This window comes from Adlercreutzia muris, from assembly GCF_008831045.1.
In the GTDB taxonomy this organism is placed as follows: domain Bacteria; phylum Actinomycetota; class Coriobacteriia; order Coriobacteriales; family Eggerthellaceae; genus Adlercreutzia; species Adlercreutzia muris.
Genome location: NZ_WAJS01000024.1, coordinates 1 through 26,306 on the forward strand (window position 1 = coordinate 1; position 26,306 = coordinate 26,306).

The 26,306-nt window shown below is 65.1% G+C and carries 20 protein-coding genes; 14 read left to right on the plus strand and 6 right to left on the minus strand.

The features are described from left to right. The first annotated feature begins 219 nt into the window (after positions 1-219). From F8D48_RS08100 to F8D48_RS08110, 3 genes are all read left to right on the plus strand, one after another. Positions 220-2,880 (plus strand): molybdopterin-dependent oxidoreductase, encoded by a 2,661-nt coding sequence (locus F8D48_RS08100; RefSeq protein WP_151431082.1) that lies wholly within the window; start codon positions 220-222, stop codon positions 2,878-2,880. 14 nt (positions 2,881-2,894) lie between these two features. Further along, complete coding sequence (locus F8D48_RS08105; RefSeq protein WP_151431084.1) at positions 2,895-3,521, plus strand: 4Fe-4S dicluster domain-containing protein; 627 nt, start codon at positions 2,895-2,897, stop codon at positions 3,519-3,521. Between the two features lie 99 nt (positions 3,522-3,620). Beyond that, entirely contained in the window at positions 3,621-4,361 is a 741-nt protein-coding gene (locus tag F8D48_RS08110) for a TorD/DmsD family molecular chaperone (RefSeq protein WP_151431086.1), read from the plus strand. 67 nt (positions 4,362-4,428) lie between these two features. Here F8D48_RS08110 and F8D48_RS08115 read toward each other — a convergent pair whose 3' ends face one another. After that, positions 4,429-5,544, minus strand: a complete 1,116-nt coding sequence (locus tag F8D48_RS08115) for an endonuclease/exonuclease/phosphatase family protein (protein ID WP_151431088.1) — start codon at positions 5,542-5,544, stop codon at positions 4,429-4,431. A gap of 363 nt (positions 5,545-5,907) precedes the next feature. On the opposite strand from F8D48_RS08115, the gene F8D48_RS08120 reads away from it, so the two are divergent. From F8D48_RS08120 to F8D48_RS08135, 4 genes are all read left to right on the plus strand, one after another. Then, the gene (locus F8D48_RS08120; protein ID WP_135969711.1) at positions 5,908-6,528 is read left to right on the plus strand and encodes a TetR/AcrR family transcriptional regulator; all 621 of its coding nucleotides are present in this window, start codon (positions 5,908-5,910) and stop codon (positions 6,526-6,528) included. 153 nt (positions 6,529-6,681) lie between these two features. Continuing rightward, entirely contained in the window at positions 6,682-8,613 is a 1,932-nt protein-coding gene (locus tag F8D48_RS08125) for a glycoside hydrolase family 2 protein (RefSeq protein ID WP_135969710.1), read from the plus strand. Then, positions 8,594-9,997 (plus strand): galactokinase, encoded by a 1,404-nt coding sequence (locus F8D48_RS08130; protein ID WP_151431090.1) that lies wholly within the window; start codon positions 8,594-8,596, stop codon positions 9,995-9,997. The genes F8D48_RS08125 and F8D48_RS08130 overlap by 20 nt, the downstream gene beginning before the upstream one ends. Further along, complete coding sequence (locus F8D48_RS08135) at positions 9,994-11,169, plus strand: galactose-1-phosphate uridylyltransferase (RefSeq protein WP_151431092.1); 1,176 nt, start codon at positions 9,994-9,996, stop codon at positions 11,167-11,169. Before F8D48_RS08130 ends, F8D48_RS08135 begins: the two co-directional genes overlap by 4 nt. A 34-nt stretch (positions 11,170-11,203) precedes the next feature. Here the strand turns inward: F8D48_RS08135 and amrA are convergent, their stop codons facing one another. Continuing rightward, positions 11,204-12,925 carry an AmmeMemoRadiSam system protein A gene (amrA, locus tag F8D48_RS11995; RefSeq protein WP_240806285.1) on the minus strand — a complete coding sequence of 574 codons (1,722 nt, stop codon included), beginning with the start codon at positions 12,923-12,925 and terminating at the stop codon, positions 11,204-11,206. A gap of 363 nt (positions 12,926-13,288) precedes the next feature. Between amrA and F8D48_RS08145 the strand changes: the two genes are divergently transcribed. Continuing rightward, a complete protein-coding gene (locus F8D48_RS08145) occupies positions 13,289-14,416 on the plus strand; it encodes an aldo/keto reductase (protein WP_151431094.1) in 1,128 nt (375 codons plus the stop codon). A gap of 84 nt (positions 14,417-14,500) precedes the next feature. Here the strand turns inward: F8D48_RS08145 and F8D48_RS08150 are convergent, their stop codons facing one another. Next, a complete protein-coding gene (locus F8D48_RS08150; protein ID WP_151431096.1) occupies positions 14,501-15,445 on the minus strand; it encodes an AEC family transporter in 945 nt (314 codons plus the stop codon). Between the two features lie 145 nt (positions 15,446-15,590). On the opposite strand from F8D48_RS08150, the gene F8D48_RS08155 reads away from it, so the two are divergent. Then, positions 15,591-16,775 carry a PucR family transcriptional regulator gene (locus tag F8D48_RS08155; protein WP_151431098.1) on the plus strand — a complete coding sequence of 395 codons (1,185 nt, stop codon included), beginning with the start codon at positions 15,591-15,593 and terminating at the stop codon, positions 16,773-16,775. A gap of 116 nt (positions 16,776-16,891) precedes the next feature. On the opposite strand, the gene F8D48_RS08160 is transcribed toward F8D48_RS08155, so the two are convergent. Then, a complete protein-coding gene (locus F8D48_RS08160) occupies positions 16,892-18,397 on the minus strand; it encodes a sodium:solute symporter family protein (RefSeq protein ID WP_151431100.1) in 1,506 nt (501 codons plus the stop codon). A 306-nt stretch (positions 18,398-18,703) separates the two neighbouring features. Here F8D48_RS08160 and argF point away from each other — a divergent pair, with 306 nt between their 5' ends. The 5 genes from argF to F8D48_RS08185 all read left to right on the plus strand — a co-directional run bounded on the left by argF (position 18,704) and on the right by F8D48_RS08185 (position 24,359). Next, complete coding sequence (gene argF, locus F8D48_RS08165; protein WP_151431102.1) at positions 18,704-19,720, plus strand: ornithine carbamoyltransferase; 1,017 nt, start codon at positions 18,704-18,706, stop codon at positions 19,718-19,720. 33 nt (positions 19,721-19,753) lie between these two features. Continuing rightward, a complete protein-coding gene (locus F8D48_RS08170) occupies positions 19,754-21,310 on the plus strand; it encodes a YfcC family protein (RefSeq protein ID WP_151431105.1) in 1,557 nt (518 codons plus the stop codon). Between the two features lie 85 nt (positions 21,311-21,395). Beyond that, complete coding sequence (locus F8D48_RS08175) at positions 21,396-22,289, plus strand: dimethylarginine dimethylaminohydrolase family protein (protein WP_201757614.1); 894 nt, start codon at positions 21,396-21,398, stop codon at positions 22,287-22,289. A gap of 133 nt (positions 22,290-22,422) precedes the next feature. Then, the gene (locus F8D48_RS08180) at positions 22,423-23,406 is read left to right on the plus strand and encodes an NAD(P)-dependent oxidoreductase (RefSeq protein ID WP_151431107.1); all 984 of its coding nucleotides are present in this window, start codon (positions 22,423-22,425) and stop codon (positions 23,404-23,406) included. Between the two features lie 113 nt (positions 23,407-23,519). Further along, positions 23,520-24,359 carry a deoxyribonuclease IV gene (locus F8D48_RS08185; RefSeq protein WP_151431109.1) on the plus strand — a complete coding sequence of 280 codons (840 nt, stop codon included), beginning with the start codon at positions 23,520-23,522 and terminating at the stop codon, positions 24,357-24,359. Positions 24,360-24,606: 247 nt separating this feature from the next. Here F8D48_RS08185 and trhA read toward each other — a convergent pair whose 3' ends face one another. Then, positions 24,607-25,347, minus strand: a complete 741-nt coding sequence (trhA, locus tag F8D48_RS08190; protein ID WP_240806286.1) for a PAQR family membrane homeostasis protein TrhA — start codon at positions 25,345-25,347, stop codon at positions 24,607-24,609. Between the two features lie 108 nt (positions 25,348-25,455). After that, positions 25,456-26,304, minus strand: coding sequence for an epoxyqueuosine reductase QueH (locus F8D48_RS08195; RefSeq protein ID WP_205717361.1), 849 nt, complete (start codon positions 26,302-26,304; stop codon positions 25,456-25,458). Positions 26,305-26,306 lie beyond the last annotated feature (2 nt).

Consider the following 26,306-nt stretch of genomic DNA (forward strand, 5'->3'; position numbering starts at 1 on the left):
GGAGGGGGAACGATGGGGCCCGATGGGGGCCGATGGGGAGCGACCAACTCGCGCTTCTTGCGAGAATCTATTTGACCGAATCGGTGAATCGGTATATTATGACACCTGTGAACGCCGAGGAGCGTTCGAGGGCTCGCACGAGTGAGGGTGACGCTGGGGGAATTGACGTCGGCCTTCAGATTCGCCGAAAGCGTGCGGCAATGAGATAGGGGAGGATTCATGTCTGAGAAATCTCTGTCACGACGCAGCTTCCTGCAGTGGAGCGCGCTGGGCGCAGGCGCCATCGGCGCCTCGGGCCTGGTGGCCTGCGCTTCGGGCGACGGCGCCGGCGAGGGTGGAGATAGCCTCGCCGAGACCGGCCTGACCGAAACCGGCGAGTGGAAGAACGCGCCCTGCTACAACAATTGCAGCTGCGGCAGCTCGCGATGCCTGAACCGCGTGTACGTGGAAGACGGCGTGCCACTGAAGATGCGCTCCGACGAGGCCGAAGAGGACAGTTATGCCGTGCCGCAGCGCCGCAGCTGCCTGCGCGGTCGGGCGAAGATCGGCGAGGTGTACTCGCCGGCCCGCATCAAGTATCCCATGAAGCGCAAGAACTTCAGCCTGGACAACCCCCAGGGCGAGCTGCGCGGACGCGACGAATGGGAGCGCATGAGCTGGGAAGATGCCCTGGATCTGGTGGCCGAGGGTATCAAGAAGATGATTGACAAATACGGCTCCAAGGGCATTCTCTGCGGCGGTTCCACCAATATTTCCGACGGCTATTATGATCAGAACGTCTGCCTGTTGGATGCTCTGGGCGGCTCGGTGCACCACGAGGCCGGCACTGTGTCCTACGGCTCGTGGGCCGTGGCGGATACCCATATTCTCGGCGGCAGCCTGAATATGACCAACACACCGCACCATCTCCAGATGGTGACGAGCGATCTGCATGTGATGTTCGGCTGCAACTGGGCGGCCAACAAGGCGGGCAACCACACGTGGTTCATGCACGAGTGCCGCAAGCGCGGGGCGAAGGTGATCATCATCGACCCGTGGCTCAACCAGACGGCCCAGGCCATCGCCGATGAGTGGATTCCGATTCTGCCGGGTACCGATACCGCGCTCGTGATCGCTATCTGCCATGAGTGGATCAATGCGGGCACCTTCGATCAGGAATTCCTCGACAAGTACTGTGTCGGCTTCGACGAGAAGACCATGCCCGCCGCCGCGCCCGCGAATGCCTCGTGGAAGGACTACGTCATGGGCACGGGCTACGACATGACGCCCAAGACCCCCGAGTGGGCCGAGGCCATCTGCGGCGTGCCTGCCGACAAGATCCGCGAGCTTGCCGCCGAGATCGCGGCTGTGGACAAGGTGGACTTCTTCGCCAGCCAGTCCACGTCGAAGATCCCCGCGGGCGAGCAGTTCGTGCAGAGCTTCTACACCATGGCGCTCATGCACGGCGGCGTGGGCACCCCGGGTCACTACTTCGGCTGGTCGGGCATCAAGGACTTCACGAGCAGCATGGTTATGGCCGGCGCCTACTGCCCCGTGGATGCCGACCCGGTGAACCCGCTCATGCCCGAGGGCGCTCCCGTCTTCATGTTCTATCCCATTCCCGTGTTCGACAAGCTGGGCGACAAGGAGTGGCTGAACCTGGAGCCCTCCGAGTGCTGGCGTTCCATCAAGGCCGGCGAGTACGGCCGCGATTGCTGGCCCGGCGGCAAGATCAAGCTCGACATCCATGCGGCCTACTTCGGCGGCCACATGAGCACGCTGAACCAGATTGCCGACACCATGACCGGTATCGAAGTGGTGCGTGGCTTCGACTTCGTGTGGGGCGTGAATCCCTTCTTCGATTCCACGCGCCAGTACTGCGACGTGGTACTGCCCTGTGCCACCTTCTGGGAGAAGCCGAACAAGGCCTTCTTCGGCGATGCCTCTTCCGTGCTGTGGTTCGATCAGATCCTCGAGCCCCTGTACGAAGCGAAGTACGAGAGCTGGATTGCCGAGGAACTGGCGGGCCGTCTGGGCCTCGACCCCAAGGTGGTGAACACCATGACCGACGCCGAGCGTACCTACGCCACGGTGCGCGACGGCATCTTCATGGACGGCACCACCTATGAGACCTCGCCTTTGCTCACCATCACCCAGGAAGAAGTGGACACCTACTTCCCCGGCACCACCGGCCAGCCCCAGGAGGGCAAGTTCACCTTCCAGGAATTCCGCGAGAAGGGCATCCTGAAGGCGCCGCTGACCGAGGATATGTTCGTGCCCGAGCCCTGGATGGCGTTTATCAACGATCCCGAGGGCTCGCCTTTGGCCACGGCATCGGGCAAGTTCGAGATCTACTGCGAGACGCTGGCCTACATGGTGAACTCCGTAGGCTACTCGCAGATCGCGCCCATCGGCATGTACCAGATCGGTGACCCCGAGCAGGGCGCCGGCACGCAGACCGATGCGTATCCGCTGCTGCTGTGGACGCCGCACTCCCTGCGTCGTGCCCACTCGGTGAACGACAACGTCACCTCGCTGCGCCAGGCCTTCCCCCAGGAGTGCTTCATGTCGGTGGTGGACGCCGAGGCCCGCGGCATCAAGAACGGCGACACCGTGCTGATGACGAGCCCCCACGGCAAGGTGCTGCGCCATGCCAAGGTGACTCCCTACATCGTGCCCGGTGCCGTGGCGATGCAGGACGGCGCGTGGTTCGAGATCGACGAGGAGACCGGCATCGACCTGGGCGGCTGCCCCAACGTGCTGCAGGCGCCGAAGTCTTCGGGCGGCGGCTGCCAGGCGTGGACGGGCACGCTTTTGCAAGTGGAGAAGTACGACGGCCCGCTCACCCTTGAGGCCGACTGGGCGCGTCCGGTGGTCACGCCGGTGGGCATCGCGGAATAGATGGGAGCTGACTCATGACTCAGTACGCTTTTTACTTCAACTCCGCCGCCTGCACCGGCTGCAAGACCTGCCAGGTGGGCTGCAAGGAGTACTACCACCTGCCCGCTGCGAACCTGCAGCGCCGCGTGGTGAACTACGGCGGCGGCTCGTGGAAGCCCACGGAGGCTGGCCACTATGTGCCCGACGGCGTGTTCAGCTACTTCATGTCGATGGCCTGCAACCACTGCATGAACCCCGCCTGCGTGGAGAACTGCCCCACGGGCGCCATGCAGAAGGATGGCGAGACCGGCATCGTGTGGACCGATCACGAGGTGTGCATCGGCTGCGGCACCTGCGTGTCGGCCTGCCCCTATGAGGCGCCCCAGCTGAACGAGGACGCCGGCTACTCCATCAAGTGCGACATGTGCCGCGACGAGCTGACGCTCGACCGCAAGCCCGTCTGCGTGATGGCCTGCCCGATGCGCGCCCTGGATTGGGGTGAGCGCGACGAGTTGGTGGCCACCTACGGCGAGGGCCAGATAGAGACGGAGCCGCTGCCCAAGAACGCCACCGGCGCCACCACTATTATCGACCCGCACCCGTCCGCCCAGGCGACGGGCTCTGGGACCGGCTCGGTGATTACCATCGTCGACGAGGCCTAGGGCATCTGGGGCGGGGTCCTCCTGGGCCCCGCCCCAGCCAATCTGCTGTCGCGGGCCTGCTCTTGAGGTGGGCCCGTGCCGTTCGTGAAAGGAGTCGCTATGACCGATGAAGAGCTGCAGGCGGCGCAGGTGGCCCTCAGTCTGGCGGCCCGGCTGCTGTACAACGAGCCGACTGACGACGACGTGGTCGATTATATGCAGCCGGGACTGTTCGCCGAGGCTCCCTTCGGCATGGAGGACGATGTCGTTCGGGCGGGTCTAGCAGCGATGGACGGGTGGTGTCGAGAGACGGCGGCAGCCGTGAAGTGCGACCCGTTGGTGCTGCAGGACCGCGCGGCCGACTTGCGCAGTGACTGGCTGAATCTGCTTGTGGGTCCTGGAGAGCCGAAGGCTCCGAGCTGGGCCGGCTACTACCTGAACCCCGGCAGCGCCATTCTGGGAGAGAGTTCCCTGGCCGTGCGCCGGCTGTACCGGCAGTATGGTTTCGAGGTCGAGCGTCAGAACCGAGAGCCCGACGATCATCTGGGGCTCATGCTCGGCTTCATCTCCTTGCTCATCCAACGGGAGTGGAATGAGCCTACGAAGGCCGCCCTCGGGCCTGGTGACGCTTCTGGCGGATCGAGAGAAAGTGCCGTGGCACAGTGCCAGACTCAGCTGTTGCAGCGCTTCATTTTGCCGTGGCTGCCCTCATGGCGTTGGTCGGTGGAGCGATTTGCCCGCACGGAGTTCTACCGCGGTGCGGGCGGCATGGTGTTCGGGCTCGTACGGGCCTATGCAGCTCGCTTTGGCTTTCGCTATGTGGACGAGGAAGAGCATCCTCGGTTTGAGCTGGTGCGTTGATATCTTGCCGAGTGAGCGATTCGCATGACGGAGCGTCGCCTGGCTGCGCCACCCTGTCGTTGCATTCTTACGCCGCGCCCAATTTGAACCGCATCATCACGGGGTTGTGATCGGAGTAGGCGAAGTCCAGGTCCATGGTGGTGTATTCCAGGCATTCTACGTTGTCGGAGCAGATGAAGGTGTCCATGATCCAGCGGTCGTTGGTACCGTCGTAGGGGCGGCCCGCATCGCGGCAGGTGGCGGCGTCGGCGAAGGCCTCGATGCCCACCTCGTCCAGCTTCGCCTTGGCGGCCACGGTGAACCCGGCGGGCACGCCGTCGAAGTCGTAGGGCTTCGCCCAGCTCTCTACCACCTGCACCTCGTTGCCGTACACCTCGCCCGACACACCGATCATGTCGTGGTTGAAATCGCCTCCGGCGATGACGTAGTTGCCGGCCTCCCGCTCGCGTACCATGACCTCGTAGAGCTTGGCGCGTTGGGCCGCCATGATGGACTCGTCGGCGCCGTAGGCAGACAGGTGCACGTTGATGAGGGACAGAGCCCGTCCGTCATCGGTGGGGATGCGGCACAGCGAGAAGCACCGATCCAGATCGAGGAACTTGCCGAAGCCCTCGGAGATGGGCAGCTGGTAGCGCGTGCCATCGGCAATGGGGAAGGCGGAGAATGTGACCAGACCCGCGCGATTGGCACCGTGGGGCGCGTAGAGGGGCCAGGCCAGAAACGCAGAATCGTAGTTCTGGCAGAAAACGGCCGTATCGGCGGGGAACTGCTCGCGCAAGAGGGCGTACTCGTCCACATGGTGGCTGCGGGTGCCGTCGACATCCACCTCCTGGAATAGCGCGAAGTCGGCGCCGGTCTCCCGAACGGCCTTGGCCGTGCCGACGACGTCCTCGCGCACCACCTCGGGGCTGGCGGCCACCGAGCCGGTGCCGCCGTCCATGAAGAAGTCGAAGTCGCGGTTGTAGGCCCCGAAGCCGATGTTCGCAGCCACAACGGTGAGCTCCGCACCGACCTCGACGGTGCCGCGGGGGCTCTCGTCGGCGGCCGGCGGTGCCTCGACCGCAAGGGAGAGCTCGTCGCCAAGGCGCTCGTAGCTCAGCACGACATAGGCAACGTAGGCGGCCAGGGCCAGCAGCAGGGCGCCCAGGACGACGGCAACGGCCTTGAGGATCTTTGGGGCCATGGGATGCTCCCTTCTTGAGCAGTTGCACAACGACGCGCTCGGCGGGCAATCGTCGTAGTTGGGAACCCCATTCTAACCCCTGGGAACTCTCGCGGTGCTGAAAAGGGGACAAATGCGTGGGTGATCCGGCCCGATTCAACGGCATGGGCCCCGAGCGCTGATTCTTGAACCTCGATCCAAGGTGGTCGGGAAAAGCCCTTGTCTTTTATGGATGTTTTTGCACAGTCTGTCAACAGTTAATGACAGTGCGGTAACAGAGAACTTACGAAGAGGTGGCACAAATTTGTGCAGACGTATAGTCGTTTCGCAGCTAAGACTCAATAAGCCCGGTTGATTCGGCGGGCCATGCGCGGAGGAGGATCCATGCAATCGGTACGAAAGAATGGGCGCGTCGGCGCCACCCGCGAGGTCCTCCGCAGCAATGATACCGCCAAGCGCTCGGCCGAGATCGTCGTGGCTGCCCGCGAACTCTACGAGGAAAAGGGCCTGGCCCACACCTCCATCCAGGACATCACCAACCATGTGGGAGTGACGCGCTCGCTGTTCTATCACTACTTCCAGAACAAGGAGGAAGTGACCTCGGCGGTGCTGGATCAGTACATCACCGACTTCATCGAGGCCATGCAGCACTGGAGCGAGAGCCGTGCGGTGCAGGAGACCGACGAGTCGCTGCACACCATGGTGAAGATCATGCGCATGGTGCTCTTCGAGAAGAACACGTTCCGCATGGCCCTTTCGACCCAGGAGAATGCGGCGCTCTACCTGGACTTCCTCAATCGCTTTGCCGCCCAGGGCGCTGAGTTTATGGTGTCGCACCCCCTGGCCGGCCAGGGGAAGTACGGCGACGGATCCGATCACCTCTACGAGACTTTCTACGTGCTCATTGTGGGGCTCGTGAGCTACCTGCGCTCCCACCCCGATGCCGACGACGAGATGCTCATCGCCATCGTCTCCCAGATGCTGCACTTGGAGCAGCCGGCTTAGGAGCTTATCGGCGGCGGTGTGGCGAATCGGTTACGTTTGCTGCCCGGCCGCTCAAGTTAGCTATTATCGGGCTGTAAGGAAAATGGGCGCCAGGGGCGTCCCTCCCGGCCCGCGGCGCGCCGGGGGACAGACCTGCGAGAGGACCGGCCTCCCATGGATATCAGGCGCGTGCTGGCAAGCGCTCCCCGTAAACACGATCTGGGCCCCGAACGGCCCCTGCTCACCCCCTGGGGCGAGGCCCTCGATCCGGCTTCGGTGCGCTCGGAGCATCCCCATCCTCAGTTCGCACGGGAGGCGTTTACCTCGCTGAACGGCTGGTGGGACTACGCCATCGTGCCCGTGGGTGCCTGCCCGACTCTGCGTCAGCCGGAGCGCTTCGACGGGCGCATCCTCGTGCCCTTCTCGCCTGAGGCACTGCTATCGGGAGTGGGGCGCCAGCTGGCCCCCGATGAGCTGCTCTGGTACGTGCGCCGGGTGCCTCGGCCGACGCTGCGCGAGGGAGATCGCTGTCTGCTGCACTTCGAGGCCGTGGACTTCGCCTGCGCCTGCTGCGTGAACGGCCGGGTCGTGGGCACCCACGAGGGCGCCTACCTGCCCTTCGCCTTCGACATCACTGAGGCGCTCACCGCTACCGACGGCGAGGCGGCCCTGGCTTGGCAGCAGGGCGGCGACTTCGTGGTGGCCCTGGCTGTGCGCGATCCGAGCGATACGGGGGTGCAGCTGCGGGGCAAGCAGCGGCTCGAGCGCGGCGGCATCTGGTACACGGCCCAGAGCGGTATCTGGCAGCCGGTGTGGATGGAGGTGGTGCCCGAGCGCTCCATTGAGGCCGTTGCCCTGCGGCCCGATTGCGACCAGGAGCTTCTCGTCGCCGACGTGGACGTGCGGGGCGCCTCGGGGCTCTTGCGCCTCTACGTCTCCGATGGGGACGGCGTGCAGGTGGGATCGGTGGCCGTGGCCGTGGAAGAGGGGGCGGTGCCCGAGGGCGCGGATCCGGCCGGTCCTGCCCGCCGCCGGGTGCGCCTGACCGTTCCCGTGCCCCGGCCGCGCCGCTGGAGCCCGGACGACCCCCACCTCTACGACCTCACCCTGCGCTACGGCTCCGATGCCGTGCACAGCTACACGGCCTTCCGCACCGTGGAAGTGGCCCCCGATGCGCACGGCGTCTTCCGCTTCCTGCTGAATGGGGAGCCGCTGCTGCTGCGGGGCGTGCTCGACCAGGGCTACTGGTCCGACGGCCTCATGACGGCCCCCTCCGACGAGGCCTTGGCCTTCGACATCCAGGCTATGCGCGAGGCCGGCTTCAACATGCTGCGGAAGCACCTGAAGGTGGAGGCCGACCGCTGGTACTACCACTGCGACCGGCTCGGCATGCTCGTGTGGCAGGATATGGTGAACGGGGGCGGCGCCTACGGATCCTGGGAGACGAGCTTCAGGCCGACGCTGTGGCGCGGCAGCTGGGGCGACTACGACGACTGCGATCCAGAGCACCAGGCGAAGCTCGGCGCCGGGAGCGAGCGCTACCGCGATCAGTGGCGCCGCGCCTGCCGGGCCACGGTTGATCATCTACGCAACCATCCCTCGGTGGTCTGCTGGGTGCTGTTCAACGAGGGCTGGGGCCAGTTCGATGCGGCCCTGGCCACCGAGGCGGTGCGCCGGGCCGATCCTACGCGGGTCGTCGACGCCGTGAGCGGCTGGTACGACCAGGGTTGCGGCGACTTCCTCTCGGTGCATAACTACTTCCGCAAGCTCAAGGTGTATGCGGACGGTGCTGCCCTGCGGGGCCGGGCGGCCGAGCGGGGAGGGCGGGCCTTCGCTATCTCGGAGTTCGGCGGGGCCACCTTCCGTGTGGAAGACCACAGCGCCTTCGCCGAGAGCTACGGCTACGACAGCTTCGATGATCTGGGTGCCTGGAGGGCGGCGGTGCGCCGCACGTTGGAGGAGGCCGCGGCCCTCGAGGGCGACGGGCTGGCGGGCTATGTGTACACGCAGCTGTCGGACGTGGAGGAGGAAGTGAACGGCATCCTCACCTACGACCGGCGGGTGAACAAGCTGAAGGAGGAGGCCCATGGGATCTGCGACGGCTAGCGGCGGCGCGGCGAAAGTCGCCGCTCTGCGCGCCCTGTTCGAGGATGTGTTCGGTGCCCCTGTCGCCGGCGCGCAGGTCGCCGGTGCTGGATCGCCATACGGGGTCCCGACCGGCAACGGTGGTGCGCCGGCGGCAGCAGGGCGCGCCTTTGTGCTGGCCTCGGCCCCGGGTCGCATGGAGGTGGCCGGCAACCATGTGGACCATCAGGGCGGCCGCGTCATCTCGGCGGCTATCGGCGAGCGTACCTGGGGACTTGCGGCCGAGAACGGCCTGGGGCGCATCCGCGCGGTCATGGAGGGATTCGGCACCGTGGAGGTCGATCTCGCCGACCCGCAGTGGGCGCAGCCCCATCCCGTGGAGGCGCTCACGTCCGTAGCTCTGGTGCGGGGCATGGCCGCGGCTTACGCTGCCGGCGGGGGCGCGGTGCGCGGCTTCGATCTCGTCACCGGCTCCGAGGTGCCCCCGGGCTGCGGCCTGTCATCTTCGGCCGCTTTCGAGGTCATGATCGGCGCGTGCCTGGAGGGCCTGTTCGGCCCCGGTCCCTTCGCGGCCCCGGCGGCCGGGGGCGCCGCGAGCCGGGCGCTGGTCGCGAAGGGCGCGGGCGGGGTTGCGAGCAGCGGGGGCGAAGCGGTGCCCCTCGGTGCCGTGGCCGTGGCCCTGGCGGCGGTGGAGTGCGAGCAGCGCTACTTCGGCAAGCCCTGCGGAGCCCAGGATCAGCTGGCCTGCGCCTGCGGGGGCGTGGTGACCATCGATTTCGCGCCGAAGGTGCCCGTGGTGGAGCCGATGACGCTCGATGCGGCTGCCGAGGGCTACCGTATCGTGCTCATCGACAGCCGGCAGGATCACTCGCTGCACCAGGATGAGTTCGCCGCCATTCCCGCCGACATGCGCATGGTGGCCAACCTGCTCGGCGTGCCCCGCCTGGGCGATGCGCCGGTGGACACGCTTCTGGCCCAGCTACAGCGCGTGCGCACCGAGCTGGGGGACCGCCGTGCCATGCGCGCGCTGCACTACTACGACGAGGTGGCTCGGGTGAACGCCCAGCGCGCGGCATTGGCTGCCGGTGACTTCGGGCTCTTCCTGCGCGAGGTGCGCCTGTCGGGCGCCTCGTCGGCCCAGTTCCTGCAGAACGTCTCGCTGCGCGAGCCTGGCAGCGAGGCACGCCAGCCGGCCATGGTCATCCAGAGCCTGGCGGCGCACCTGCTCGGAGAGCGCGGGGCGTGGCGCATCCACGGCGGCGGCTTCGGCGGCTCGGTGCTTGCGTTCGTGCCGTGCGCGGAGGCCGATGGCTTCATGGGGGCCATGGACGGGCTGCTCGGCTACGATGCCTGCCGCGAGGTGACCCTGGGGGCGCCCGGGGTGCGGGCGGAGCGCCTGCCGTGAGCGCGGTGGAAAACCCCGTGTGGGTGGCCGACTCTCCTGCGGGGCCGCTGGAGATCACCATCAACCTGGCCAAGCCCGAGAAGGATCCGCGGGCCATTGCCCGGGCTGCGAGCGAGGGCGCAGCGAGCGAGGGGTCCATCGCCGAGAAGGCGGGGCGCTCTTCCGATGCCCGCGGCAACGGCGCAGCCTCGGATGCCGCTGCGACTTCCCTCCGCGCGGATGGCCACGGCTCGGCACCGCTGGCCGTCACTGGCGACGACTGCGTCCTCTGCTGGCAGCGCGCAGCAGACGGAAGCCTTGCTTGCGCGGGGGCCGGCGGCGGGGACGTGCTCTCGGTGGAGCTTGCCGGCGAGGAATGGGCCTGGTGGTTCTCTCCCTACGGGTACTTCCCCGAGCATATCATCGTGTCGGCGCCGGCGCACCGGCCCATGGCCATCACCCACGGGACGATCGATCGGCTGCTCGACTTCGTCGACGCCTACCCGCAGTGGTTTATCGGGTCGAACGCCGACCTGCCCATCGTGGGCGGCTCCATCCTCGCCCACGACCACTTCCAGGGCGGCGGTTACCGATTCCCCCTCATGAAGCGGCCTGTCAGGCAGCGTTTCGCCCTGCCGGGCCTGGGCGGGGTGGAAGCCGGCATCGTGGACTGGCCCGCGTCGGTGGTGCGCCTGCGTGCGTCGGACCGCACGGCCCTCGGCGAGGCCGCCTGCCGCCTCATGGATGCCTGGCGCTCCTTCTCCTTCGAGCCGCGCGGCATCCGGGCCTTCTCGCCGAACGGTATTAGCGGGGGCAGCCCGGGAAAAGCCCCGGACCGGGTCGGTCAAAGGCCGGCGGCGACCGTTATCCCCCACAACACGGTGAACCCCATCCTGTGGCGCGAGGGTGGCGACTACGTGATGGATCTCGTGCTGCGCAACAACCGCACGACGCCGGAGCGTCCTTACGGCCTCTTCCACGTACCGGAGCATCTCTTCCACATCAAGAAGGAGAACATCGGCCTCATCGAGATCATGGGCCGCGCCATCTTGCCGGGGCGCTTGGCCGCCGAGCTGCCCGAGGTGCGTCCGGTGTGTGACGCCGCCTACTATGAGATCCTCCAGGCCACCGGCGTGTTCAAGGACGACGAGTGCGGCCACGCCGGCTGGGACGCCCTGATCGCCACCCTGTAGGGGCGAGGTTTTCCGCGCATGCCCGGATGCTCGGTCAGGCGCAGCGGGCGTCGCCGCCTCGGGTGTGGCGCACTACCTCGAAGCGCTCGAGCCTCGCGTCCTCGTCGGGGGCGATGCCGGCCTTCTGCTTCGCGATGGCGATCTGGTCCATCACCGTGTCCACGCCCTCCAGATCGGGCAGCAGCAGCCCGCGCTTGAAGCCGCGGGTGACGATGACGCCGTAGCGCGCCGGATCGAGCTGTTCCAGCGAATCTACCGGCTCCGGCTCGCCGAGCACGTCCACCGAGTAGGACAGGGTGTCCAGCTCGTCCGGGCGCACCTGCGGGAAGCGCGGATCCTCGGTGGCGGCGGCCACGCCGTTCATGATGATCTCCTCGGCCAGGCACGACTGGGCCGGCGCGATGGTGCCGATGCACCCGCGCAGTTTTCCCTCCTTGTGCAGGCTGACGAAGGTGCCGGCTCGTCGTCTGGTCATGGCATCGGGCAGCCCCTGGGGAGCGGCCAGTACCTCGCCGCTTCCCACGATGGATTCCACGCTCAGTCGCGCAAGGGCCACGAGCGGGTCCACCGCGGGATCCAGCACGAGCGAGAGGATCGCGTTGTTTTCCTCGCGCTCGTCCTCGTCAAGGGGCGCCTCGGCATCCCGATCCCAGGCGAGCGGGTGCCGTCGCCCCGTCTTTGGCTCGGCGGCCGCATGGGGCACCTCGGGTGTCGCGCCGGCAACGCCGGCCGATGGGCCGTGTGCGCTCGTGGCCCCGCTGCCCGCAGCCGCCCCATCGGCATCACCGCGCTCTCCATCCTCGCACCGGCCATGCCGCTCGCTGCTGCGCCTGGCATCGGGTCGTGCGCCGTCAGCGGGTTTTTCAGCCGTCTCCTCCCGTTCGCGGGCCGCCTTGGCATGGGCGCCGCGAATCTCGGCTCCCACTTCCTCCTCGGTAGTGGAGGGGCCGGCCTCCACTTCGAAGGCGGCGATGGCATAGCCCACCCCGAAGGGCCCCTCGTAACTGAGCAGCTGGGGTGTGAAGGGCAGTCCCTCCAGCGCACCGGCCATGATCTCGAAGGAGCGCAGCCCGCACTCCGCCGCGCTCTCGCACATCACCGGATCCAGGGCGAAGAGCTCCTGCAGGGCCCCGCGGGCGAACACGTCCTCCACGGCTCGGTCGAACTTGGGGCCGGCCGGGTCGAAGCCGTAGGGACCGTCTTCCCTCAGGCGATGGGACAAATCCCCGCTGGCGATGAGCACGCAGCGCATGTCCAGACGCTCGGCCGCCCGGGTGATGGACTGCCCCAGGAAGTGGTGGTCCGACGGTGAGAGCGCCGAGAGTCCCACGCGCAGTACGGGCACCTCCTCCAAGTCCACCGTCTGGGCGAGGAAATGTAGCGGCACGAAGGCGCCGTGGTCGATCTCGGTCTGGGCTGCAGGTGCGGCGGCCGCGGGAATGGACCGTCGGGCGAGGCGGTCGGCCACCGCTTGGGCGAACTCGCCATCGCCGCGGGTAGCTATCGTGGTCTGAGGCTGTCCGAACGGGGCCATCGAGCCGGTTTCCTCGTCGGCATTGGAGATGAAGAAGCCGTCGCGGTAGAGCGGCGCGTGGGGCGAGGCGATGACGATGATGTCCGGATCGGCCGCGGCGACGCGCTGGGCGATCTCCTCGTAGGCGGCAACGGTCTCGGGGATGGCCTCTTCCTGGCCCTGACCCACGGCGGGCACGATGAGCGGCGGATGGGGCACGGCATAGGCGGCAAGAAGGCCCATGGGACACCTTCCCTTTCTGCTGGGGAGCGAATAGGCTGCGTTTCAGCGAGCCCTATGGTGAGGGAAGCTCCTGCGATGAGCCTCCCCATCAGCGAACTGTCACGGGATCGTTAGCCCGTCTGCGCAGGAGGGCGGGGTTCGCGCGGCGATCCCTGTGCCAGGCGAAAGATGCGCCGGCTCGCCTGCACGATCCTTTCCGGCTCGATCTGAGCCCCGGCGAGCCGCCCCGGTGCGCTGCCCGCTGCCAGCATCTGAATGCTGCGCCGCTCACCCAGGCTCGCCGGGTTTTCGCGCGACCTCCTTGACTTGAAGTCGACTCCAAGGTTTACCCTCCTCGGTGAGAGCAATCAGAGAGGAGCATTCATGACCACATCTTACGAGGCCGTGGCCAAGTTGGGCTTCGGCGCCATGCGCCTGCCCCTGACCGACCCCGACGATGTCACGGCCATTGACATCGAGTCCGTGAAGACCATGGTCGACGAGTTCATCGCCCGGGGCGGCACCTATGTGGACACCGCCTTTGTCTACCATAACGGCGCTTCTGAGACGGCCCTGCGCGAGGCTCTGGTAGAGCGCTACCCGCGCGAGGCCTTCACCCTGGCCACGAAGTGTCTGGCCTGGGCCTGCGCGAGCAAGGAGGAGGCCCAGGCGTGCCTGCCCACCTCCCTGGAGCGCCTCGGGGTCGATTACATCGACTACTATCTGCTGCACAACCTGGGCGGCGCGCGCACGGCCAAGTTCGACGAATACGACATGTGGAACTACGTGGCGAAGGCGAAGGCCGACGGCCTCATCCGCCATGTCGGCTTCTCCATGCACGACGGTGCTGACGTGCTCGACGAGCTGCTCACGGCGCACCCCGAGGTGGACTTCGTGCAGCTGCAGGTGAACTACCTGGATTGGGACGATCCGGTGACCCAGTCTGCCCGCTGTATGGAGGTGGCGGCCAAGCACGGCGTGCCCGTCATCATCATGGAGCCGGTGCGCGGCGGTCGCTTGGCGAATCTGCCCGAGCGCGGAGCGGCGGTGCTCGCCGAGGCGAACCCCGAGGCGAGCCAGGCCTCCTGGGCCTACCGCTTCTGTCTCGATCTGCCCGGTGTGCTCACAGTGCTCGCCGGCGCCTCCACCTTAGAGCAGATGCGGGACAACATGGCTACCTTCCAAACCCACAAGCCTCTGACCGATGCTGAGCGCGATGCTATCGCCGAGGTGGTGGCCGCCCTGCGCAGCGTGGATCTCATCCCGTGCACCAACTGCGGCTACTGCGTGAAGGACTGCCCCGAGGGCGTGAAGATCCCCGTGGCTTTGAACCTGCTGAACCTGGAGAAGACCACCGAGGACCGCTCGTTCGCTAAGGGGCTGTACTCCTGGCAGGCCGCCGAGGGCCCCGCGTCCAAGTGCATCCAGTGCGGCACCTGCGAGGCCGCCTGCCCCCAGTCCATTCCCGTCATCACCCGCCTCGCCGAGGCCGTCGAGCACTTCGAGGGGTAGGGGGAGCGCGCGCTTTGCAGTCGGGAGGGCCGCTGCGGTGGCCCTCCCGACTGCTGTGGAAAGAGATAGTTCGCGCATGGGCCCTCAGCCTACCATGCCGACGAATCCGGCCAGCACGGGAATCGTCAGCAGGGCCAGCACGGTGGTGACGAAGGTGCCCTGGGCCATGACGCGGGAGTTGCCGCCGTACTGGTAGCAGAGCATGGTGCCGTTGGTGGCCACGGGCATGCCCGACAGCACCAAGATGATGGAGAACAGAAGTCCTGACGGCACGAACCAATGGAACACTGCCCAAATAATCACCGGCATGCCCAGCAGTCGGAACAAGGCGCAGGCCCACAGACGCGGCCCGCCCAAAAGGTCGCGCATGGGCATGTTCGCCAGCGACGAGCCGATGATGAGCAGCGCCGCCGGTGTGGTGATAGATCCTAGTGTGTATAGTGCGTCTCCTAGCACGGGCACGCTGTGGACGTCGCCCAGGGCCAACCCGATGGCCGCAATGCACGCCAGCATGACCGGCGTGACAAAGGTGCGCCAGCTCGGCCGCACCCTCACGTCGCCGTCGGTGTCCTGGGTGAGGAACCAGGCGCCCACCGAGAACACGAGAAAGTTGAAGGGCAAGTTGAACACCGTGGCGTAAATGAGGGCCTCGGGGCCGAAAATAGCGGAAATGACGGGGAATCCGATGAACCCCACGTTCCCAAAGCACAGCATGAATCGATACACGCCCCGATGTCCTGCTGGTATGCGCAGCAGGGTGGTGAAGGCGTAGGCTACGGCCACCAGCACCACGTAGCTCGCGCAGGCCAGGGCGAAGGTGAGCAGAATCTCACGACGCCCTGGAAGCTCGTCGGCGGTGAGTACCGAGCCCAAGATGAGTCCCGGCAGCGCCAGGTTGATGACGAGCCGCGAGAGCATGCGATCGAATTCCACGATCATGAACCGGGTCCTCTTCGCCCCGTAGCCTACACCCACGATGATGAACAGCGTCACTAGTTCCTGCACGATTGTCAGCATTCCCGCGTCCATGGTCGGACTTACCCTTCCTGCTCCCATGTTCAACGATGCCAGTGTACGCTAGTGTGGCCGTTCCCATGGCGTATACTGGCTTCGCGGCGCTATAGGCACGTTAAAGGGGCGCCCGCGTCCTAGCCCACCGTTCCAAGGAGCTCCCGTGATTACCGTCGACGACATTCTCGCGCTGCCCGCCTTCGAGACCGTGGAGCTGGCGGCTCCGTGCCCGGGGGCCGGGGAGCGGGAGGTGAGCAACGTCGGCATCCTGGACTGCCCTCCTGACTACAACAACTACAATGTGTACGGGCCGCGCGAGCTGATTGTGACCAATCTCGGGTTTGCCTACGCCAATCCGCTTCTGGCCGAGCAGTCGCTTCTCGCCATGATAAAGCGCAACGTTGCCGCAATCGCCGTGAAAACGGTGTACCAAGCTCCGGTGAGCGAGGTGGTTCGTACGGCCAGCACCGAAGCCGGAGTGCCGGTGTTTATCTACGATGGTGCCTACCACGAGCGCGTGGCCTACGAGTCTCTCGATCTCATCCAGCGCGACCGCGCCGCTGCCGACAAGAGTCGGGCGGTGGACGGCCTGTTGGCCCTGCGAGGCGGTGCGGCTGTGCGTAGCGCCCTCTACGAGTTGACGGGTGCTACCGGCGCTACGCTGCTGTGCGTCGCCTGCCGTCCGGTGTCCCGAGATGCGGGTTCCTTCTACGCGCTCATGAACGTGGTGGACGGTACCCTGTCGGTGGTGTGCGACGATCGTCGCCTGGTGGAAACCGTGAGTACCTGCCGTTACGGCGACGTGATCCTGACCTTCATCTCTTGCGTGTCCTCCGACGAGGAGAAGCGCCAGGCACTAGAAGAGCGCTGCTCGAAGCTGCTGACCACGGTGCATTCCCTGCACTGCGGCATGAGCGATACCCTGTGGATCGACAACGGTGACGTGGCTGTGCGCCAGGCTCTGGCCGCGGCCGATGCCGCCCTTGAAAGCGGCGTTCCGGTGCAGCGGTGGTGCGACATGCGTTTTGCGGCCGCCTCCCAGGCCGTGCGGGCTGACCGGTTGTACCAGAGCATGGTGGACGACTGTAAGGGGAAGCTGTCGGCTTATGACGAGGAGCATGGCACGAACTTGGTGGAAACCGGGCGGGCCCTCGTGCGTACCCAGGGCGATGTGCGCGAAGTGGCCGAGCACCTGTTCCAGCACCCGAACACCATTCGCTACCGACTGCGGAGGGCCAAGGCGCTCATGGCCATGGAAGGCATGTCGGACCGGCTGTTCATCAGCTATCTGGGACTCGTTTTTCTGCCGGAGCTGGGCGATCTTGATGAAGAGGCTCCGTCCTGCTGAGCTTTCCAGGTTGCTGGGCCTTGCGGTCTGCGGACCGGCTCCGGAGGTTAGCGGACGCCCTTGACCAGGTGATCTCCCGGCCCGCGGGACGTCTTCGCTGTTGGGGTTTTCCGGTGCTACTGGCCCCCGTTCTCCCGATCCTTCAAGGCTGCGGCAGCCGCGTCGATGAATTGGGAATCGGTACGCGTCTTGTCGATGAGACTCGCAGTGACGTAGGCTGCAAGTCCCGTGGCCATGCCGATGAGAATGGGCAGCGAGCTGGCCGTACCCAGCAAAACGAAGGCCGCCGTAACCGTCACCGCCGACAATCCCAGCGCGTATAGGCCGGCTTTGGGGCTGAACCGCTTCAGCACGAAGCTGGCAACCAGGGGTACGAACACGCAGCCGGACAGGTAACCGTAGCTAATATCGATGCCCACCAGCACGTCGTTGATCGCCAGAGCGCACACCATGACCACAACTCCGATGAGGGCCGCGAACAGCCGCGTGACGGCCACTTCCGATAGGCCGCGGCGCTGGCTCGTCCCGCCCGCATCCTCGTCGGCGCCCTGCGTCTCTGTACTGGGGGCGCGGAGACTCCGACGGCTTGGCGCAAACCGGCAGTACAGATCATTGTAGGCAATGGTGGAGGCGGCCAGAATGGTGCCGCTCGACACTGACATGGTGGCAGCCATGGCGGCGGCCAGCACGAGCCCCCGTACGCCCACGGGCAGAAATGTGGTCACTCCCACCACGAAGGCGTTTTGGGGGTCGGCCATAGCGGGCATGAGTACTGCCACGCTCATGCCGATGACGACGGTGGCGAAGGCGTAGGCGATAGAGTACACGCCGGCACAGATGGTTCCCACTTTCGACACGCGCTCGCTTTTGGCGGTGAAGATACGCTGCCAAATGTCTTGGCCGATGATGAGCCCCGGCACGTATAGCAAAACATAGGCGAAGCTCTGGTCGAAGCCCATATTGCCCACGGACAGGAAGTCGGCAGGCAGCTGAGAGGTTAAGGCATCCCAGCCGCCGACGGCCGACAAGCAGAAGATGGGCGCGAGAATGAGAATACCCACGGTCTTCACCACGAACTGCACGATATCGGTCATGGTGACCGACCACATGCCCCCGGCGAAAGTGTAGGCAATAACGATGCCACCCCCGGCAATCATGGAAAACGTGACATCGAGCCCCAGCACTCCGTTGATGATGGTGCCGATGGCGATGACCTGCACCACCGATAACGTCACCGTGTACACGAGGGTGAGTACGGTGCTGAATAGCCGCGCTGTAGGGCCGTAGCTGCCTTCCACCACCTCGTTCACGCTGAGGGCCCGCAACTTTGACAGTTTGCTCGTAATAAGCAGCCCGGCCAGAATGAGGCCACAGCCGATGCTCACGTTCAGCCACACGCCGCCGAAGCCGTACCGGTAGCCCAGCTCGGCGCTGCCCACGGTGGAGCCTCCTCCCAGGGCCAGGGCGGCCATGCAGCCGAAGAACAGGGGGAAGGACAGTCGGCGGCCGGCCACCAGGTAGTCCTCCTTGGTTTTGGTGAATCGCAGGGCTATGAATCCGATGGCTACGATGACGATGAAGTACACGGCGATGATCGCGTAGTCGATGGGCGAGAGGGCCATGGTGTGCCTCCGATCCTTCCATTGAAAGATGATGGGCCGGCACTGGAGCAGAGGCCGTACATCGAGTCCCTCGGAGAAGGGGACGGCCCGAAGGCCGCAGTTCCAGCGCCACCTATGCTAGGTCGCGCCAACCGCAGCGCTGTTGTTCCGCGGAACAAAAACGGGTTCGCAGGTTTTGTCACCGCGTCCAGGGGGTGTCACCTCGTCCTCTTCGTACCATGGCAGCGTTCACTTCCCCTCCGCCGCTCCGTCGAGGCGCGAGGGCCGTCGGAGGGGATTCGGCCAGCAAAGAAAAGGAGCATCACCATGACGGATTCGGTCTTCCAGGGTCGCAGCCTTCTTTCCACTCGCGACTACACCAAAGACGAGCTGATGTGGCTCATCGGCTTCGCCGAACACTTGAAGGACCTGAAGCGGCAGAATATCGCCCATCACTACCTGGAGGGCAAGAACATCGCGCTTTTGTTCGAGAAGACGTCTACCCGCACCCGCGCCGCCTTCACCACTGCCTGCATCGATTTGGGCGCGCACCCGGAGTACCTGGGCAAGGGCGACATCCAGCTCGGCAAGAAGGAAACGGTGCGCGACACTGCGCTCGTGCTCGGATCCATGTTCGATGGCATCGAGTTTCGCGGCTTCAAGCAGTCCAACGTGGAAGAACTGGCCGAGTACTCCGGCGTGCCGGTGTGGAACGGGCTCACCGACAAGGAGCACCCCACTCAGATGCTCGCCGACTTTATGACCATCAAGGAGAACCTGGGCACCCTGGAAGGTGTCACGCTGGCCTACATCGGCCAGGGCCGCAACAACGTGCAGAACTCCCTTATGATCACAAGCGCCATCCTCGGCGTGAACTATGTGAACGCCACCCCGGCCGAACTGGAGCCCGATCCCGAGATTCTGGCTGTGGCGAAGGCTCTGGCCGAGCAAAGCGGCGCCACCATCACCGTGACCAACGATCCTGTGGAGGCCGTCGCCGACGCCGATGTGGTGTACACCAATGTGTGGGCCGCCATGGGCGAGGAGGGCCAGTTCGCTGAGCGCGTGCGCCTCATGAGCCCCTACCAGGTGAACGCTGAGCTTGTGAGCCACATCAAGAACCCGGACTGGATCTTCCTGCATTGCCTGCCGGCCTTCCATAACGCCGAGACCGACTACGCCGCCGACATTGAGGCCAAGCACGGCATCTCGGCCATGGAAGTGACCGACGACGTGTTCTATAGCGACCACGGTCGTCAGTTCCAGCAGGCTGAGAACCGCATGCACACCATCAAGGCCATTATGGCGGCTACCCTGGGCAATCTGTACGTGCCCAGCGTGTAGGCCTCGCCGCACCGGAAGAGAGGGGCGTGTCCCATGTCCGAAACTGTCGTAATCGAGCCCGAGCCTGAGGCGGCCCAGACGCTCGACGAGCCCGAGAAGGACAAAAAGAAGTTTAAGATGCCGAACACCTACGTCATCCTGTTCGGCGTGATCTGCCTCATCGCTGTGCTCACATGGTTCGTGCCCGGCGGCGCCTACGACCTAACCGAAGACGGCGACGCCATTGCTGGCACTTACCACACAGTGGCATCGAACCCCCAGGGCCTGTGGGACGTGTTCATGGCGCCCATCACCGGCATGCTGGGTTCGGGTGCTATCAGCGGCGCCATTTCCATCTCGCTCACCATCCTGCTGTTTGGCAGCTTCCTGGAAATGATGGATCGCACCGGCGCCTTGAAGACCGCTATCAAGCGCATCACCACCAAGCATGCCGAAAACATGCATCTGCTCATTGCCATCCTAGTCGTTATTATGGCGTTCTTCGGCACCCTGGAAGGGGCCTACGAGGAGGGCATCGTGTACTTCCTCATGTTTGTGCCGGTCATGCTGGCACTGGGGCTCGACACGGTGACTGCCATCCTCATTGTGGTGCTGGGCACACAGATCGGCTGTCTGTCTTCGGTGGTGAACCCGTTCTCCGTGGGCATTGCCTCGGGTATCGGCGGCATTTCCGCCGGCGAGGGCATGATCGTGCGCCTGGTGCTGTTCGCCGTCTCTACGGCGCTCGTTATCTTCATTATCTGCCGCTACGCCGACAAGGTGAAGGCGCATCCTGAGAAGTCGGTGCAGTTCTTCCGTCGCCAGCAGGATCTGCTGGAATTCCCGGCGGCCGCGGAAGGCGACCTGTCCCTGTCGCCGCGCCAGAAGCGCGCCCTGGTGGTATTCTGCCTCACCTGGGTTGTCCTCATCGTCGGCCTGGTGCCTTGGACCTCGCTGAACCCTGACTGGACGTTCTTCGAGCAATTCACCGCCTGGGTGGGGGTTACCCCGGTGCTGCGCGAGCTGCTCGGCTGCGACATGGTGCCCTTCGGCTCCTGGTACTTCCCCGAGATTTCCATGCTGGTCATGGTGGCAACTCTCGCCATCGGCCTAGTCATGCGCTACGACGCCGACACCATCATCGACACGCTTATCGCCGGGGCGGCCGGCCTTGTGTCCACGGCCTTCGTGGTACCGCTCGCCCGGGGCATACAGGTGGTCATGGACAACGGCCAGATTACCCCGAGCATCCTGAACGCCTGCGAGTCCACCCTCTCGGCCCTGCCGCCCATCGCCTTTGTCATCGTGGCTCTGGTTCTGTACACGCTCATCGCCTGCCTCATTCCCTCGTCCACGGGCTTGGCGGCGGCTACCATGGGCATCATGGCGTCGTTGTCGCAGTTCGCCGGCGTGGAGGTGTACATTATGGTCATCATCTACTGCATGGCCTTGGGGCTCGCGAAGATGATAACCCCCTGTTCTATTGTGGTGATGACCTGCACATCTGCGGCCCATATGAGTTACGGCGACTGGGTGAAGAAGGTACTGCCCATCTTCGGCGTGCTGTTCGCATTCTGCTGCGTGTTCCTGTGCGTGCTGGTGATTCTGTAGTCCTTCACCCATTCGCTTTGCACTGCTGTTTTGTCGGCTTCGAACCGCGACTTCCGCGGTCGCAGCCCCCCGAAAGGAGAAACCCATGACTGAAGAGAAGAAGACCGAGACCGTGTTCGACGAGCCCGGCGAGCAGGTGTTCGTGCGCAACGCCACCAATCCCTTGAAGAAGGTGATGATGTGCTCGCCGCGCTTCTACAAGTTCAACGGCATCAACGTTATTACCGCTGAGTGGATGCGCAAGGGCGATGAGGAGCGCAACGATGTGATGGTGGCCGAGTGGCAGATGCTTGTGGATGCCTACGAGGCCAACGGCATCGAGGTGGTGCAGGTGCAACCTCGACCCGAGTTCGAGGTGATGACTTTCGCCCGCGACTATGGCTGCATGGTAAAGGAGGGCGCCGTGATCGGCCGGTTCCGCCATCCGGTGCGCCAGGTGGAGACCGTGGCCTACGAGGAGAAGTTGAAGGAGATGGGCGTGCCCATCGTGGCCCGAGTGAACGCTGGCTGTATGGAGGGCGGCGACTTCTGGATGATCGACGATCACACTCTAGCTTTCGGCCAGGTTGACCGCACCGACCAGGCTGGCGTCGACAACCTGCGCGACCAGCTGCAGAAGTTTGGCTACACGGTGGTGGGCGTGCCCTGCCCGCCCGATAACCTGCACCTGGACATGATCTTCAACATCGTGGCACCCCAGGTGGCCCTGGCCTGCATCGACCAGCTGCCCTACAACTTCCTGCAGATGTTGAAGCGCCGCAACTTCGAGCTTATTCCCGTGGCCAGCGAGGACATGTACAAACATGGCTGTAATGTGCAGTGCATCGGCGATGGCAAGGTGGTGGCCATCCAGAAGAACAAGCACATCAACGATAAGATGCGCGCACTCGGTTTGGATGTCATCGACGTGCCGCTGGATCAGATCCTGCACGCCGGCGGTGGCCCTCACTGCCTGACCCAGCCTATCTATCGTCCGTAACCGACGCACCTTCGGCGAGGCCTGCGGTTTGTGCCGGCTGTTGGCCTCGCCTGGTGAAGGAGCGCGGGCCCTCCGCTCGCGCCGCCGACCGCCGGGCCGCCCTTGCCACCCTTTGTTCCCAGGAGGATTTCCCATGAAGGTTCTCATCAGCGACTACCCCGACTCCATGATGCCCGATCACACGCTGGAGATACGCACTCTCGTCGAAGGCCTTGGGCCTGATACGGTTATCGATATCTTGCCATACGCCGACGACGCCCGGGCGGAGTTTTATGCGCATCTGGCCGATGCCGATGCGTTGCTCACCGCGTTCATTCCCATGGACGACGAGGCCCAGGCGGCCGCGGCCAACCTGAAAGTGATCTCCATCAACGCCACCGGCTACGACAACGTGGATCTGGCGGCGGCCACGGCTCGGGGCATCGGCGTGTGCCCGGTGGGGGAGTACTGCACCTGGGACGTGTCCGAGAGCGCCATCGCCTACATGTGCGCGCTGAACAAGCACTTCAAATTCTACCAGCGCGAAATTGACGACGACCACAAATGGGACTACGCTGCCGCCCCCCAGTGGCCGCGCCTGCAGGATCAGACACTGGGCATTGTGGGCTTCGGAAAGATCGGGAAGTGCACGGCTCGCAAGGCGGCGGGTCTGGTCGGTCGCGTCATTGCCACCGACATTGCGGGCGACGATGCAGCCTTCAGGGCCTTGGGCGTGGAACGGGTGACGCCCGAGGGGCTATTTGCCCAGGCCGACATCATCGTGAACCACATGAACCTCACCGAGGACAACGTTTACTACTTCAACGAGGCCGCCTTCGCCGCCATGGAGCGTCGTCCTATCTTCATCAATTTGGGGCGCGGCTTGTGCGTGGACGAAGGAGCTCTGGTAGCGGCTCTGGATGCCGGTCAGCTGCGAGCCTTTGGGGCCGATGTGCTCTATGATGAGACGCCGGATTTGGCCTCAAGCCCCCTTGTGGGCCGTGACAACGTTATGCTCACACCCCATTCTGCGTTCTATTCCTCGTCGTCCATCGAAGATTTGGAGCGCCTGTCCTGCCAGAATATCGTCCACTACCTGAAAGGCGAGAAGGACAAGGTGTTCAAGCTGGTGAACTAGCGGGTGCGACGGGGCAACGGAGCGCGGCTACGAAGTCGCGCTCTTTTTATGTGCGGCATTGTGGAGGGCGTATACTAGGCGGCCGCTGCGTTAGCCCCGTCGAAAGGAAGGCCATGTTCACCATCGGTTGTCATTTGTCGTCTGCCAAGGGGTATTTGAAGATGGCCGAGGATGCCGCGTCCATCGACGGGAACACCTTCCAGTTCTTCACGCGCAACCCGCGGGGCGGTCGTGCCAAGGCCATCGATCCGGCCGATGTGGCGGCCTTCCACGCCTTTGCGGCCGACCACGGCATCGCGACGTTTCTCGCTCACGCGCCCTACACCATGAACCCGGCGGCGGCCAAGCCCGAGACGCGCCAGTTTGCCATCGAGCTATTGACCGACGACCTCATGCGCATGGAGAACACCCCCGGCCAGCTGTACAACATGCATCCGGGTTGCCATGTGGGCCAGGGCGCAGAAGCGGGCGTTGCCCTTATTGCCGATGCCCTGAACCAGGTGCTTTCCCCGGATCAGTCCACCACGCTTCTGCTGGAGACCATGGCCGGCAAGGGCACGGAAGTGGGTGGTCGCTTCGAGGAGCTGGCCGCCATCATCGATGGGGTGGAGCTCTCCGACAAGGTGGGCGTGTGCCTGGACACCTGCCATGTGTGGGACGGCGGCTACGACATCGCCGGCAATTTGGACGGCGTTCTGGAGGAGTTCGACCGCGTGATCGGCCTTGATCGCCTGCACGCCATCCACCTGAACGACTCCAAGAACCCGCTCGGTGCCCACAAGGATCGCCATGCCCCCATCGGCGAGGGGCACATCGGCTTCGAGGCCCTTTCCGCGGTGACGAATCATCCGGCCCTGCGCGACCTGCCCTTCTTCCTGGAAACGCCCCAGGACGATCTGGCCGGCTGGGGCGCCGAGATCGTCGCCCTGCGCACGGCCCGCACCAGGGGGTAACAGCTTTTGCCTCCCCGCGTCGGTTTGTTTGCCGCTTTTTCCCGATGCGACCGGTCGCATCGCTGATATGGGGCAGGCTGCAAGGGTTTGCGGAGGCGTGGGGCGCTCCTGCTGCCGCAAATCTACGATGCGCTCGGTCACATCGTAGAAAAGGGGCAGAAAAGAAGGGTGAGAAGGTCCCAGGGCCGCAGATCGCGACGCTTTTCCACGGTGCGCCCTGTCACATCGTTGAAAAGCGTCGCGGGTTTTAAATTACGAAGAAGTACACGCTGAAGAACTGCAGGATGCTGGCCGCCAGCACGAACAGGTGGAAGATGGAGTGCAGGTAGCGCACCTTCTTGAAGATGTAGAACACCGCGCCCACGGTGTAGCTGATACCGCCTGCGGCCAGAAGCCAAAAGCCCACGGGGTGCAGCTGGGCGTACAGGGTGGGGAGGAAGAATACGATAGACCAGCCCAGGGCCACGTAGAGCACCGAGGAGATCCAGCGGGGACGGTAGGTCCAGAAGGCCTCGCAGGCGATGCCGATGAGGGACACCGCCCATACGAACACGGCGAGCCATAGACCACCCACATGACCCAGAGTGATGAGGCAGTAGGGAGTATAGGTGCCGGCGATGAGCAGGTAGATGCCCGCATGATCGAGCACTTTGAACACGCGCTTGGCCGCATCGGCCGCCAGGGCGTGGTACAGGGTTGACATGAGGTACTCCACCAGCTGGGCGATGCCGTAGACCAGGGCCGCGGCCAAAAGGATGCCGCCGCCGTCGGCCGCCGACTTCACGATGAGCACTACGAGGGCCGCCACGGCCAGGCCCGCGCCGATGCCATGGGTGACAGCGTTGAAAATTTCCTCGCCCAAGGTGTACTCGCGTACCGGCTTCTTGCCGGAGCGGCGCAGCAGATCCCGAATCTCAGGGGCGACTTTGGCTCCGGCCGCCGAGGCGTTGGGGGAGAGTTGGGGGTGGGCGAGGGCGACGTTGGGCATGGAAACTCCTTTGCGCAGGGGCATCCTCGCATCATAGACCAGCGGGCCGGTTTTCGCGGTGACGATTGGTAAACCGCAGGGGAAAGGCGTGGGCTGCCCCCACTCGTCCTACTCGTCCCCTCGCTGCCCCCGCAGGGCCTTCAGGGCGGCTCGCTTTCTCGCCTGCCTGTCGGCGTAGGCCCGCTTCTCGGCCCGTTTGCGGGCGCGCTCGGCCTCTTCGGCGGCGCGCTCATCGGCCCGGGCCGCCTTCGCGGCCTCGCGGGCGGCGCGGCGGGCGGCGGCGCGCTCTTCCCGCTCGGCGGCGGCCTCTGCCTCGGAGAAGCGGCAGCCGCAGTAGTTCTGGCGGTACATGCCGCCCTCCCGCGAGCGGCGCGTGGCCTCGTCGTAGAAGGGGCGGTAGTCCACGAACCGGGCCTCAATGCCTTCGCGTGCGCAGGCCCGCTCCAATTCCTCCCGAATGATGCGGGTGTACTGGTAGGGGCTCACGGAAAGCGTGGTGCCCAGGGCGGCGAAACCGTGCTCGGCGGCGTAGCGGGCCGCCTCCGTAAAGCGCAGTCGGTAGCAGGCGCGGCAGCGGGCCTCTCGGGCAATGCGGGCTTCGGAGGGGCCGTCGGCTGCGGCCCCGTCGCCTTCCCGGGCCGCCCGGGCCTCGGAGTCGGTCTCGCCTCTCCCGTCGCCCTCCTCGTCGCAGATCACGCCGAACTTGGCTTCGGCCGCGTTTCCGATGCGACCCACCGCGGCCTCCCAGGCCTTCGCGTCGTAGGCACCTTCCGCCACCGCTACCTCTTCCTCCGCAGCCCATGCGCGCAGGGTGGCCAGGCGCCGAGCGTACTCCTCAGCGGGGTGGATGTTCGAGTTCGCGTAGAAGATGACAGGCTCGATGCCCTCCGAACGCAAAATGCGGACCGGCTCCAAGGAGCACGGTCCGCAACAGGCATGTAGCAGGATGCGCTGCAAGA